A 13,671-nucleotide genomic window follows, 5' to 3' on the forward strand; every position below is an offset into this window, starting at 1 on the left:
GTGAAAGGCGGCAACGCCCATGGACGTAACGCCGATACCCGGCGCCGCTCTCGGCGCCGTCGTGCACGGCGCCCATGTCACCGGCGATATGGACAAGACCCAGTCAGAGGAGATCTGGGCGGCGCTCGACGCGCATCTCGTACTCGTCTTCCGCGGCCACCAGACCCCCTCCTACGAGGAGTTCCTGGCCTTCGGCCGCCGCTTCGGGTACATCCCGAAGACCGGTCTGACCAGCGGCGCCAACCCCGACCACAACGAGATCCTGATCGTCTCCAACCTGGTCGAGGACGGCCGCAAGATCGGCGTCGGCGACGCCGGGTGGATGGACTGGCACACCGACTACTCCTTCCGCCCCCGCGTCTCCCAGGTCGGTTTCCTGGAGGCCATGGAAGTGCCGGCCTCCGGCGGCGGGCAGACCCTCTTCACCGACATGTACGCCCTGTACGAGTCGCTGTCGCCCGAAGAGCGCCAACGCCTGCACGCCTACCGGGTCCGCCACGCCCTGCGCACCGGGTACGAGGAGACCATCGAGGAGGAGCTCCAGGGCGAGGTGTCCCTCGGCGAGAGCACCGAACGGATCCAGCCCGAGGACGGCACCTCCACCATCCACCCGCTGATCGCCCGCAATCCGCGCACCGGCCGCCAGTCGGTCTACATCAGCACCCTGAACACCAAGCGGATCGTGGACCTCGCCCCCGACGACAGCCGCAAGCTGCTCGATGAACTGCTGTCGCACGCGGGCAAGCCCCAGCACACCTACGCCCACACCTGGCAGCCCGGGGACATCGTCGTATGGGACCAGCTCGGCACCGTCCACGCCAAGCAGGCCTTCGACCCGGCCGAACGGCGCATCATGCGCCAGGTCGTCAGCATCTTCGACGACCCGACCGCCCCCTGGCGCGCGGAGGTCGCCGCATGACCACCGCCCCCGCCTGCCTCAGCCACGGCCGGGTCACGATCACCCCGGCGCTGCGCGCCGCCGTCGACCGGCTCGACCATCGCTCACGTCACCAGGCGGCCTACCACTTCGGCTGGATCACCGTCGGCGGCGCGCCCACCAGCGCCGACGCCGGCAAGGCCGTACGGCCGGCGCTCGCGCTGCTGTCGGCCGAGGCGGTCGGCGCACCGCCGGAGGTCGCCCTGCCCGGCGCCGTCGCCGTGGAGCTCGTGCACAACTTCTCCCTGGTGCACGACGATCTGATGGACGGCGACGAGGAGCGCCGCCACCGGCGCACGGTGTGGAAGCTGTGGGGTCCCTCCAGCGCCATCCTGACCGGTGACGCGATGCTGGCGCTCGCCCAGGAGGTGCTGCTGGACACCGGGCTGCCGACGGCGGCCCCCGCCGCCCGGCTGCTGGCCCGCGCCACCCGGCAGCTGATCCGCGGCCAGGTCCAGGACCTGTCCTTCGAACAGCGCTCGCACGTCACGGTCGAAGAGTGCGTCGACATGGCCGCCGGCAAGACCGGCGCGCTGCTGTCGGCGAGCGCCGCGATCGGCGCCGTCCTCGCCGGGGCACCAGAGGCGACGGTGGACGCGCTGGCGCTCTACGGCGACCAGGTCGGCGTCGCCTTCCAGCTCGTCGACGACGTTCTCGGCATCTGGGGCGACCCAGCCGTCACCGGCAAGTCGGTCCACTCCGATCTGCGCTCCCGCAAGAAGTCCCTGCCGGTGAGCCACGCACTGAGCCAGGACGGCCCGCTCAGCGACGAGCTGGCCGCCTGGCTCACCACCCCCGGCGAACCCGGCGAGGAGGAACTACGGCGCGTGGCCGGCCTGATCGAGGGCGCCGGCGGCCGGGACTGGGCGCTGGCCGAGGCTGCCCGGCGGATAGCGCTGGCCGAGGACGCGCTGCGCAGTATCACATTGGACGCCGGCGCGCGGGACGAACTCCTCGCGCTCGGGCGGTTCGTCGTCGACCGCGAAGTGTGAGACCGAGCCGACCCTCGTACCCGTATGCCCCTTTCTGACTTCTGACTCTCCGATCAGCGCTCCACCCCCGCCAGGGCACCACCATGCCCACTGCCCCTCCGCAACCCACTCCCAAGGATTCCGTCATGCCACAGGACATCGACTTCCACATACCCCTGCCGGGGCGGCAGAGCCCGGATCACGCGCGGGCCGATGCCGAGCAGCTCGCCTGGCCGCGGTCGCTCGGGCTGATCAAGTCCGAGGCGGCGGCGACGCGTCATCTGCGCGGCGGTTACGCCGACCTGGCCTCCCGCTTCTACCCGCACGCCACCGGCGCCGACCTGGACCTGGGCGTCGACCTGATGTCGTGGTTCTTCCTCTTCGACGACCTCTTCGACGGGCCCCGCGGCGAAAACCCGGAGGAGACCAAACAGCTCACCAACGCGGTCGCGGCGGCGCTGGACGGCCCCCTCCCCAACACGGCGCCCCCCATCGCCCGCGGCTTCGCCGACATCTGGCGGCGCACCAGCGAGGGCATGACACCCGCCTGGTGCGCGCGCAGCGCCCGGCACTGGCGCAGCTACTTCGACGGCTACGTCGACGAGGCGGAGAGCCGCTTCTGGGACACGCCGTACAACTCCGCGGCCCAGTACCTGGCCGTGCGCCGGCAGACCATCGGGGTGCAGCCGACGGTCGACCTCGCCGAGCGCGCCGGCCGCTTCGAGGTGCCGCACCGGGTCTTCGACAGCGCCGTGCTCTCCGCGATGCTCCAGGTCGCCGTCGACGTCAATCTGCTGCTCAACGACATAGCCTCGCTGGAGAAGGAAGAGGCCCGCGGCGAGCAGAACAACATGGTCATGATCCTGCGCCGGGAGCACGGCTGGTCCAAGGACCGCAGCGTCGCCCACATCCAGAGCGAGGTGCGCGCCCGTCTGGAGCAGTACCTCCTGCTGGAGTCCTGCCTGCCGCAGGTCGGCGACATCTACCGGCTCGACGAGGCCGAGCGCGAGGCCCTGGAGCGCTACCGCAACGACGCCGTGCGCACCGTGATCCGCGGTTCCTACGACTGGCACCGCTCCTCGGGCCGCTACGACGCCGAGTTCGCGCTCGCCGCCGGTGCCCAGGGCTACCTGGAGGAACTCGGCAACACCGCCCACTAGCAGCACCGCACACCAGCGATACGCCCCCGCGCCCGGCCGTCGCGGCGGCACAGCTGTCAACAGACCGGAACGGCCGTCAACGGATCGTTGGAGAAGGGAAGTTGAGAATCGAATGACCGAGCAGACCACCTTCTCGGCGGGAGCGGCGCCCGGGGCGCTGCCCGTCGTGGGACACGCCCTCCAGATGATGCGTCACCCCGTGAACTTCATGGCCTCGCTGTCGGCCCACGGCGACCTGGTCGAGATCAAGATCGGCCCCACCACGGCCTACGTCCCGACCCACCCCGAACTGCTGCGGCACGTCCTGACCAACGACCGCATCTTCGACAAGGGCGGCGTCTTCTACGACCGTGCCCGTGACATCGCCGGCAACGGCCTCGTCACCTGCCCGTTCGCCGACCACCGCCGCCAGCGCCGACTGATGCAGTCGGCGTTCACCCGCGGCCGGCTCAAGCGGTACGCCGAGGCCATGCACGCCGAGATCGAGGACACGGCGTCGCGCTGGCAGGACGGCATGGTCGTCGACGCCTTCCAGGAGATGTACGGCATGGCCCTGCGCACGGTCGGCCGCACCCTGTACTCCACACCCGTCAGCCCCGAGCTGGCGGCGAAGGTGGAACGTTCCTTCGACGTCGTGCTCAACGGCCTGTTCCGGCAGATGTTCCTGCCGGCCTCGATCCGCCGGCTGCCCCTGCCGTCCCAGCGCCGCTACAAGAGCAACCTGAACTTCCTGCACGAGACCACCCAGCAGCTCATCGACGACTACCGCAGCTCCGACACCGAGCGCGACGACCTGCTCGCCGCCCTGATCGCCTCCCGCGACGACGACGGCGACCGGCTCGCCGACAAAGAGATCCACGACCAGGTCATCACCGTCATGGCGGCCGGCACCGAGACCGTCGCCGGTACCCTCACCTGGGTCTTCTATCTCCTCTCCCAGCACCCGGAGATCGAGGCCGCTCTCTACGACGAGATCGACACCGTCCTCGACGGCCGCGCCCCGCAGTGGGACGACCTGCCGAACCTCTCCCTGGCCGACCGGATCATCTCCGAGACGCTGCGACTGCACCCGCCGGCCTGGCTGTTCACCCGCCTCACCGCCACCCCGACCGAACTCGCGGGCCGCCAGCTGCCCACCGGCTCCACCGTCGTCTTCAGCCCCGCGGCGGTCGCCCAGCACGAGGACGCCTTCGACAACCCCAACAAGTTCGACCCCGACCGCTGGCTCCCGGACCGTATCGCGCCGGCCTCCCGCCACGCCTACGTGCCGTTCGGCACCGGCGCCCGCAAATGCATCGGCGACCTCTACGCACGCACCGAGGCCACCCTGGGGCTCGCCACCATCCTCGGCCGCTGGCGGGTCACCTGCGAGCCCGGCATGGACATCCGCCCGGTCCCGCTGGCCACCGTCTACCACCCGCGCCGGCTGCGCCTGAGGCTGGACGCACGCACCCCGCGCCGGACCGCCGCCGTCCCCGCACCGGCCGGGGGTGACGCGACGTGAGCGAAGGGAACGTCGTCCTGGCCCAGCCGCGCGGCTTCAGCGCGGGCGTACGGCGCGCCATGGGGAAGCATGCGAGGCTCAGCACGCCCATGGCGCACTCGGCAGCTGTGACCAGGGCGGCGCGCGAGTCGGGCGTACGTAGGGCGGGGTCGGGCACAGTGCGCGCGGCGAGGTGGTCGGCCAGCTCCTCGCCCAGCTCCCTGAGCCCGCGCCGCAGCGGCATGTCGCCGTAGCGCATTTCGTGCCACCCCCGGCCACGTATCAGGGTGGGAACAATTCTGCTGTCGAACGAGCGTCCGCGAAGTGGTTCGGCCAAACCATCCACGCACATGCCTCACGTGCCTCCACCGAGCCTTGATCGACGGGCTTCTTTCTCACCGGAGGTTGAGCGCGCTGGTCAGAGCTGGGTCCTCGGCAGGTCAGGAGACAGGCCTGCTCAACCGCTCAGGAGCCAAGGTCTCACGACATCACCATGCGGGTGAACCGGCTGTGCACTCATGCTGTTCCTTCCATTTCGCCGTCGCCTACGCCGTCAACGCCCGCATGGTGATGCTCTCCGAGCGCGAGGCGAGCATCAAGCTGGAGCTGCTGCTCGCGCCGACCGTGCTCATCCAGTGCCAGTTCTTCGGCTGGCCGTGGTCACGCGCGCGTCACGCCTTCACCGACCGCCAAACCTTTGCTGAGGCCCTTGCTCGCATCAACGGAGAGCCCACCGCACCATAGGGGCGATCAGGCAAGCCGGGCCCAGGACGTTGGGCCTGTCAGCGAGATGAGTGTGGGGCCTGTCAGATACAGGCGCCCCATATACCCGCCGGTCGGAGGTTGCCCTTGCCGGAAATCTCATCCGCCCTGGTGGGGACCGCTTCTTCGGGTTCCCGAGATCTTGGCCGCGGTCGCTCGGTCCGACGCTCTCGCGCATCTACTGTCAGCGCGTCATGATTGACGCCGCAGTGCCGGTATGCGGTCTCCCCCTACCACTGACCCAGCACCTGCACTCATCGGCGCCATCACTTCCACCCACTTGGCACACTATTTATTCCGACAAGACCCCGCAAGGCTGTCTCGCTACGGCGCTCCACAACCGGATACAGCACTCACACCCTGGGAGTGCCCCATCTGCCGGCCTGCCTGCTGAAACCTGCCCACAGGGATCATCAGCAGTCTCCCCTCCCCCTGTCGCATAGGGAGCACGACACCGTGCTCCCACCGCGAAAGGTGCTCGAGAGCCGACAAGGGACCCTTATACCTCTCGATGCAGAAGACATCCACATCGATCGGGTGACGCCGGGGACCTGCGGTTGACGACGACGCGTGGGGGCGCGGTACAGCGCTGCAGGTCTACCGGGTCGGGTGACGGACGAAACGGACACCGGATGTACGTGCTCGTGGTGATCGAACACGGCAGTCGCCGGATCCAGACCACCGATCGACGATCCGGACACGTTAGCCCGCCACAACATACGTCGACGCGATCGCCTCGGCGGCATCCTCCACGCATACCGACATGCAGCGTGACCTGCACGGATGAAATTTGCTCCAGACGTTCGGGCCCAGCGGGGACCCTTCCCTCCAACCCCTGTGGCCCTTGGACCGAGGAGGCAAAGGCCGGCACGAACGCCACGCGCGGCTGCCGTGACGTGCCACGCGCGCACCAGTCGCAGTCCAACCTGAAACGGTGCACGCCGTGCCCCGGGTCCAGCCCGTGGACATCCGCAGCCGGCCTCGGGCGGGTTGGAATCACTGCTGCGCCGGTGCACCCTACGTCGCGGAGCAGTCGAGGCTTGCGAGGTCGACCGTGTCGGCCAAGGCCTGCATGCCCTTGTCGTTGGGGTGCACGTGGTCGCCGTTGTCGAGGAAGGGGAGCATGCGCTCGGGGTCGTAGGGACTGCGCAGAGCCCGGTCGAAGTCGGCCACGCGGTCGAACTCGCCGCTGTCCCGGATGAATGCGTTGATCTCCTGCCGTACGGCTTCGCCTGCCGGGTCCCATTCGGGCCAGCCCTTGTAGGGGCCGACCGTGGCGCCGACCACGCACAGTCCGGCGTCATGGGACCGCTGGATGATCTCCCTGTAGCCGTCGATCACATCCTGCGCCGTCACCCCGGTGTGGGCCTTGATGTCGTTGATGCCCTCGAAGAGGAACACGGTCCGGACCCCGGGGTGGGACAGGACATCGCGGTCCAGCCGGTTGAGTGCGCTCTGTCCGGCGCCGTCAGCGAGCAGCTTGTTGCCGGAGATTCCTTCGTTGGCGACTCCCTCGACGGTCGTCGCGCTGGACGTGCGCAGCCGACTGGCCAGGTAGTCGGGCCAGCGGCGGTTCAGATCGGTCGAGGACTGCCAGCCGTCCGTGATGGAGTCGCCCAGCGCGACCACCGCGCCGATGGAGGCACTTGTCCGTACGGTGACGGCGTCGAGGTAGTGCCAGGAGCCGGTCCGGTTGGCCCAGTTGGTGGCGCTCTCTTCTGCCGTGTGATCGCCCTGGGTGATGTACGACGTCGCCATGGCCATGCCGTGGCCGGTCGCGGGACCCGCGGCGTCCGGGCTGTGCACGCTGATGACCAGGTCGGAGCCGGCGGCCAGCCGGCCGGGCAGCGGGTCGCTGTAGACGGTGCGTCCGGCGGGGACGGTGACCGAGCGGGCGCCGTCGAACGTGAGCCGCTTGTTGGTGCCGCGCACCAGTTCCGCACCCGACTTCTGCAGGCCCGCGTAGACGCTGTCGAAGGTCACCGGCCGGTCGCCGAAGGCGTTGGACAGGCGGATCCGCAGGTTGTCGCCGCCGGCGCTGGTGTGCACGACGAGCCGGTAGCCGCGCCCGGCGACACCCTCGCCCAGGCGGTCGGCGCCGGCGCCCCAGGTGATGACGTCGTGCCGGCGAGCCACCTTCCCGGAATCCTCGGCCAGCGCCTGCCCGGACGGGACGGCCAGGGCGCACATCATCGCGAGCGCCCCGCCCGCGGACGCGATCCGGCGGATCACCGGTCGAAGTCCTTGAGCGTGACGGACGCACCGGCCTGGAGCACCACATTGCGGGTGCGGCCCGCGAACTCGACGGTGGTCGTGCGCCCGCCGACGCTGCGGAGCCTCACCCAAGTGGGCTTCGCATCCCGCCACTTCACGTCCACGACGAATCCGCCGCGCGCGGGAAGGCCGGTGATGTGGCCGGAAGAAGCCCATGCGTCCGGCAGGGCCGGGAGCAGTTCCAGATGGCCGGGCCGCGAGTACAGCAGCATCTCGGTCATCGCCGCCGGAGTGCCGAAGTTGGCGTCGATCTGAAAGATGCCGCGGCCCTGCTCCACCTCGTAGACGTCGAAGAGGTTGAAGGCGGTGCCATTGCTGCCACCGCTGGACGGGCGGAGGTTGTTGACCACGAGCTGGTAGGCCTTCTCTGCGTCCTTGAGCCGGGCCCAGCACAGGCTGCGCCAGGCGTTGGCCCAGCCGAAGCTGTTCATGCCGCGCGCGGTCAGCTGGGCGGTGGCTGCGTCGACGATCTTCTTGGGGGTGGAGCCGTCGGGGCGGATGCGGTCGCCGGGGAAGAGGCCGACCAGCCCGGACAGGTGCCGGTGCGTGGTTTCGCCGAGGTTGTCGGGCGACATCCACTCCTCCAGCCAGCCCGTCTTCGGGCTCACCTGCGGCAGGTACAGGCGCTTGCGCATGCCGGTGATGGTGTCGGCGTAGGCGGTGTCCTTCTTCAGCAGGGCGGAGGCGGCCGCGAAGTTGCCGAACAGCGCCCACACCAGTTCCTGGGCGTAGGTGATGCCCTTGGCGTCGAGCGGGCCATGCTCCGGGGACCAGTCGCTGTCCGCGATCAGCACCTCCTTGGTGGTGCCGGGGAGGGCATGGGGCAGCAGCCGTGCCTCCCAGAACTCGCAGGCGCCCTTGAGAAGCGGGTAGATCTTCGCGATGTAGGCGCGCGACTGGGTGTACTCGTAGTGCTCGTACAGGCTGTTGCACAGCCAGGCGTTGCCCGCCGGATGCCACCACCAGCCGCCTCCGCCGTAGGGGTTGGTGGAGATGGCGACGGTCCAGCCGGCGACCCTGCCGGTGGAGTTGCGGTAGCGGTTGCGCGGGTCGTTGAACAGGATCTGGGTGAGCTTGGTCCAGGAGGGGAGTTGGGCGAGGCAGTAGTCGGTGAAGGTGTCGAAGCACTGGGAGAGACCGGTCCGGTCGGCCATCCAGTAATTCATCTGGATGTTGATGTCCGTGTGGTAGTCGCCCATCCAGTCCGGGTCGTTGCCGTCCAGCCACAGGCCCTGGAGGTTCAGGGGCAGGCTGTCACGAGATCCGGAGATCATGAGGTACCGGCCGAACTGCAGGTAGGCGGCTTCCAGTTCGGGGTCGGGGACGAGGTCCCGGGTGCGGGCGTGGAGGCGTTCCCAGGTGTCCAGCTCGCGCTGCTCGGCGCTGGACGTGCCGAGCGAGAGGTCCAGTTTTGCGTAGAGGGCACGATAGTCGGCGATGTGGGTGCGCCGGAGGGCGTCGGCGGACTCCGACGCCGCGTCGCGGACCTTCGTACGGGCCAGCCGCTCGGGGTCGAGGGAGGGGTTGCGGAAGCCTGCGGCGGCGTCGGGCGCGTAGTTGGTGCCGGCGCTGACGACGATGGTGAGTTCCCTGCAGCCGGAGAAGTCGATCCGGGTGTCGTTGACGGTGACCTTGCCGCCTGTGGCGCGGGCCTTGACGGCGGCGCCGTAGCGCAGGCCGTTGGGGAGGGTCGCGCCGAAGGACTCGGCGGCGGTGGGGTTCTCGCCGTGGGTGCCGGTCAGGGTGATGGTGCCGGTGTAGTGGCCGCCGCCGCTCTGTGTGAAGCGCAGGACGATGACGTCGTCGGGGTGGCTGGCGTACATCTCGCGCCGGTAGGTGATGCCGGAGCGGACGTAGGAGCTGGTGACCAGGCCCTGGGCGAGGTCGAGGGTGCGGCGGTAGGTGTTGACGGCGCCGAGGTCGTGGTCGGGGATGTCGACGGTGAGCTTGGCGAGCAGTGTGAACGAGCCGAAGTCGGAGCGTCCATAAGGGAACTGGCCGTCCTTGTCCAGGGTGTCGTTGAGGCCGCCGGTCCACATGGTGGCGTCGGAGATCAGCAGCACTTCGCGGCCGGAGTCGTTGCTCGCGAGGGCGCCTATGCGGCCGTTGCCGATGGGCAGGCCCTGTTCGATCAGGGAGCCCTCGTCGCCAGGGGCTCGCCACCACAACTGCTGGCGGGCGGCGTCGGCGGGCAGCGGAGCTTCGGCGGGGCGGGCGGGCGCGGCGGAGGCGGTGAAGGTGGGCAGCGTGCCGGCGGCGGTGAGGGCCGCCGTGGTGGCGAGGGAGAGGAGGGTTCTTCTGCTCGGGTCGTCAGAGCTGGTGTTCATGGCGGCTCCGGATGCGTCTGGGGTGGGGGGACGGAAGGAGATCAGCGAGACTTCTGTACGTCGATCCGGTCGATGTCCGGCGCGTAGCCGTCGCTTCCGCTGTCGATGGTGATCGTGTTGGCCCCGGACTTCAGCTTCACCGGCACATAAACGCTGTTCACCGTGGTCCAGTCACCCGTGGAAGCGAACTTGTGCGAGGTGGCGCCGCCGCCGTTGGCGGAGACCAGGGCAGACCGGGCGTCGCCGCTGATGTAGGAGACCTTGACCTGGTAGGTGCCGGCCCTGGGCACGACGACGTCGTTGACGGTGAGCTTGCCGCCGCCGTAGAGGTTGCCGACCTTGCGGCCGTCGGAGCAGGCGGAGCAGTCGGCCACGGAGGCGTTGCCGCTCAGGCCGCCCGCCTCGGCCTCGTAGCCGGTCCAGGTGAGGCCGGTGCCGCGCGGGGTGACGGTGAACAGCCGCGAGCCGTGCGCGGGCAGCGCCTGGGTGATCTTGTCGGTGTAGGTTCCGAGGTTCTCCTTGTTCCACACGTCACGCACCGAGGCCTTGCCCTGGAAGCCGAGGGTCGACCAGTTCGCCGTCACGGAGGCGGGTGCGCCGGACAGGTTGAACAGCGCCACGCTGTAGGTGCCGTCGGGGTTCTTCGCGGCCCACACCTGCTGCGGGTCGGATGCGGTGACGGGCTCGGCGGGCGGCGCGCTGCTCTGGTTGATCGCGATGACCTCGCGATTGGTCAGCAGCGACAGCCCGTAGGAGTCGAGGCGGGTGAGGTCGTCGCCGGTGTAGAGCGGAGACTTGACGATCGCCCACAGGGTGGCGTAGCTCTGCCGCTCGGCCTTGGTGAGGCCGTCCATCTCGCCGTTGCCGACGTTGAGGGAGTCGAGGTCGTTCCAGCCGCCGGGTCCGGCGTGGTCCGTCCAGGCCGGGGCGTCGTCCCACCGGTCGTCGACCGAGTTCTCCCAACTGACCAGGGTGTTGCAGTAGCACTCGACGTCGGTGTCGATGCGCCAGCCGTTGGAGTACTTCTTCCAGTCCTCGGCGTGACTGTAGGCGAGGGACCAGGACAACTCCAGGTGGATGGGGCGGCCGGCGGTGTCGATGGCCTTCTGCCAGGCGGCCACGTCGGCGACGTTGTCGTAGTTGTCGCCGCTCTTGAAGGAGCCGGGTCCGACGCCGTCGAGCTTGAGGAAGTCGTAGCCCCAGTCGGCGAACATCTGTGCCTGGGAGTCGATGTACTTCTGCGCGCAGGGATCAGAGAAGTCGATCTTGTACGAGCTGTCCCAGCCGTTGGTGGTGCGCAGGTCGTCGTAGACGATGTCGGCGGTGGTGCAGCCCTCGGCCTTCCAGATCGGCGTCCTGCCGTCGTTGTACGCCTCCTTCTGCAGGCCGACCGGGAGGTAGATTCCGGCCTTCAGGCCCCTGGAGTGGATGCGGTCGGCGACGGCCTTCATGCCGCTCGGGAAGCGCTCCGGGTCGGCCTTCTGCCGACCGTACTCGTCGAACTGCGACTTCCACGACCAGTCCATCCACCAGCCGGCGTCGATGTTGATGTACTCGTAGCCGAACTTCTTCAGCTTGGCCGCCATGGCATCGGTCTGCTTGTCGACGTTCGCCTCGGTCAGATAGCTGTAGTCGCCCTTCGGGTTGAGGCCCGGGTACTTCGACGACTGCATGGTCCAACTGGTCCAGCCCATGTAGGGGTTGGCGGCCAGGGTGGTGGTCGTGGCGGCCGGGGTCGTGGGGGCCTCGGTCTCGGCCTGCGCGGCGGGAACGGTCGTCGCGAGTTGGGCGGTGAGGGCCAGGACGACGACGGTTCCCAGCCGGCGTCCGGGCAGGGCTGCGTTCGAGGTTGACCGCATGGGCCGTACCTCCTTGTGTTCGGTGCGGCGAGGGATACGAGGGCGGCTCAGCCCTTGCTCGAGCCGATGGTGAGCCCGCTGATGAACTGACGCTGGAGCGCGAAATAGACCAGCAGCGTGGGGATCGCGGTCATCAGGGCGCCGGCCGCGATCAGATTGGGGTTGGTGAAGTACGCGCCCTGGAGGTTGGCGAGTGCGGAGGTGATGGGCCGCTTGTCGCCGGTGTCGACGAGGACGAGAGGCCAGAAGAAGTCGTTGTAGATCCAGATGGACTCCAGCGTGGCCAGTGCGGCGAAGGCCGGCCGGCACAGCGGCAGGATGATTTGGAAGAACTGCCGCCACACCGGGGCGCCGTCGACCTGTGCGGCCTCGGTGATCTCCTTCGGGATCGTCTTCATGTAGTTGCTGAGAACGAAGGTGCAGAATCCGCACTGGTACGCGACGTGGATCGCGATGATGCCCCAGACCGAGTCGTACAGCAGCATGGAGTCGCTCATCCACCACGGCAGCGGGATCTGCAGGTACAGCCGGTACAGCGGGGTGATGAGCACCTGGGCGGGCAGCAGGTTGCCCGCGGTGAACAGCATCAGCAGTGCGAGGTTGAAGCGGAAGTCGAAGCGGGAGACGAAGAACGCCACGGCCGCGGAGAACAGCAGCGTGCAGAGCACCGCGGGCACGGTGATGAGGACGGAGTTCCAGAAGAAGTGCGGCATGCCGGACTGGGTCCAGGCATCGGTGAAGTTGTCCAGGCCGAAGCTGCGCGGCAGAGAGAAGTAGCCGTTGCTCGCGGTGTCCTCGTACGACCTGAGCGAGGTGTACACGGCCCACAGCAGCGGGACGAGCCACAGCAGGGCGATACTGCCGAGCAGCATGTGCCGCCCGAGGGCGCGGGGCGGCCGCTTGGGTCCGCTCTTCGGCGGTCGCCGGCGTCCTGTCCGGGTGCGGGAGGCGCGCCGCTCGACGGTGGCGGTCACTGGTCCCCCTTTCGGAAGGTCTGCACGAGGAAGGTCCCGATTGCCGCGAGCGACACGAGCAGCAGGATCACGGCGAGGGCGGAGCCGTAGCCGATGTGGCCGGCTTCGCCGACGATGTTGTCGGTGATCAGCAGAGAGAGCAGTTCCATGCCGGGTTTGCTGCCGGTCCCCCCGCCGAGGACGTAGACGATGTCGAATGCGCGCAGCGACTCCATCACCGTGACGACGAGGATGATGTTGTTGACCGGTTTGAGTGCCGGGAAGATCACCTTCAGAAAGGTCTGGCGTCCGTTGGCGCCGTCGAGGGCGGCGGCCTCCCGGAGGGCCGGGTCGACGCTTTTCAGTCCCGCCAGGTAGAGGATCATGATGTAGCCGGTGTGCCGCCAGCCCGAGGCGACGAGGACGGCCCACAGATTCAGGTCGGGGTCGCCGAGCCAGTCGATGTGGTGACCGGCCCCGACGACGCCGAGGAAGCTGTTGAGCAGCCCGGTGTCGGGGTTGTAGATGATCTCCCAGATGAAGCCGACCACCGCGAGGGACAGCACCATCGGCAGGAAGATCGCGGTCTGGTAGACCCTGGTGAATCGAATCTTCTTGTCGAGCTGGTACGCCAGGAAGATACCGAACGGGGTCGGCAGCAATGCCGTGAACAGCAGCCAGATCACGTTGTGCTGGACGGCCGGCCAGAACGGCGGGTAGTTGGTGAAGATCTGGGCGTAGTTCTCGATGCCCGTCGGGTGGATGTCGGACAGGTCGATGCCGTCCCACGTGGTGAACGACAGCGCGATCGAGGCGAGGGCGGGCAGCCAGACAAAGACGAGCAGGGCGAGCAGGGGCAATCCGATGACGAGCGTCAGGAAGAGACGGTCGCTCCGGCTCAGCCGCCCGGGGGAATTCGCGGAGGACACGGTGCGCAGGCCTTTC

The 13,671-nt window shown here is 68.7% G+C and carries 10 protein-coding genes; 5 read left to right on the plus strand and 5 right to left on the minus strand.

All coding sequences use genetic code 11. The annotated features are described in order from the left end of the window. Nucleotides 1–19: 19 nt before the first annotated feature. From ptlD to ACWDSL_RS08510, 5 genes are all read left to right on the plus strand, one after another. Complete coding sequence (gene ptlD / locus ACWDSL_RS08490) at nucleotides 20–919, plus strand: neopentalenolactone/pentalenolactone F synthase (protein ID WP_450483026.1); 900 nt, start codon at nucleotides 20–22, stop codon at nucleotides 917–919. Further along, the gene (locus ACWDSL_RS08495; protein WP_450483028.1) at nucleotides 916–1,929 is read left to right on the plus strand and encodes a polyprenyl synthetase family protein; all 1,014 of its coding nucleotides are present in this window, start codon (nucleotides 916–918) and stop codon (nucleotides 1,927–1,929) included. The genes ptlD and ACWDSL_RS08495 overlap by 4 nt, the downstream gene beginning before the upstream one ends. Before the next feature lie 125 nt (nucleotides 1,930–2,054). Further along, on the plus strand, nucleotides 2,055–3,068 hold the full coding sequence (gene ptlA, locus ACWDSL_RS08500; RefSeq protein WP_450483030.1) for a pentalenene synthase: 1,014 nt from the start codon (nucleotides 2,055–2,057) through the stop codon (nucleotides 3,066–3,068). 112 nt (nucleotides 3,069–3,180) lie between these two features. After that, nucleotides 3,181–4,572 carry a pentalenene oxygenase gene (ptlI, locus tag ACWDSL_RS08505; RefSeq protein WP_450483032.1) on the plus strand — a complete coding sequence of 464 codons (1,392 nt, stop codon included), beginning with the start codon at nucleotides 3,181–3,183 and terminating at the stop codon, nucleotides 4,570–4,572. A gap of 543 nt (nucleotides 4,573–5,115) precedes the next feature. Further along, nucleotides 5,116–5,295: a hypothetical protein gene (locus ACWDSL_RS08510; protein ID WP_450483034.1), complete on the plus strand. Its 180-nt coding sequence runs from the start codon at nucleotides 5,116–5,118 to the stop codon at nucleotides 5,293–5,295. Between the two features lie 1,035 nt (nucleotides 5,296–6,330). On the opposite strand, the gene ACWDSL_RS08515 is transcribed toward ACWDSL_RS08510, so the two are convergent. The 5 genes from ACWDSL_RS08515 to ACWDSL_RS08535 are packed head-to-tail and all read right to left on the minus strand — an operon-like array spanning nucleotide 6,331 to nucleotide 13,664. Then, on the minus strand, nucleotides 6,331–7,506 hold the full coding sequence (locus tag ACWDSL_RS08515; protein WP_450483079.1) for an SGNH/GDSL hydrolase family protein: 1,176 nt from the start codon (nucleotides 7,504–7,506) through the stop codon (nucleotides 6,331–6,333). Between the two features lie 35 nt (nucleotides 7,507–7,541). Next, entirely contained in the window at nucleotides 7,542–9,914 is a 2,373-nt protein-coding gene (locus ACWDSL_RS08520; protein ID WP_450483036.1) for a glycosyl hydrolase family 95 catalytic domain-containing protein, read from the minus strand. A 41-nt stretch (nucleotides 9,915–9,955) separates the two neighbouring features. Then, nucleotides 9,956–11,773 (minus strand): alpha-galactosidase D, encoded by a 1,818-nt coding sequence (locus ACWDSL_RS08525; RefSeq protein WP_450483038.1) that lies wholly within the window; start codon nucleotides 11,771–11,773, stop codon nucleotides 9,956–9,958. A gap of 47 nt (nucleotides 11,774–11,820) precedes the next feature. Further along, nucleotides 11,821–12,747, minus strand: a complete 927-nt coding sequence (locus ACWDSL_RS08530) for a carbohydrate ABC transporter permease (protein ID WP_450483040.1) — start codon at nucleotides 12,745–12,747, stop codon at nucleotides 11,821–11,823. After that, on the minus strand, nucleotides 12,744–13,664 hold the full coding sequence (locus tag ACWDSL_RS08535; protein WP_450483081.1) for a carbohydrate ABC transporter permease: 921 nt from the start codon (nucleotides 13,662–13,664) through the stop codon (nucleotides 12,744–12,746). Before ACWDSL_RS08535 ends, ACWDSL_RS08530 begins: the two co-directional genes overlap by 4 nt. Nucleotides 13,665–13,671: the final 7 nt, after the last annotated feature.

This window comes from Streptomyces sp. NPDC000941, assembly GCF_053599555.1.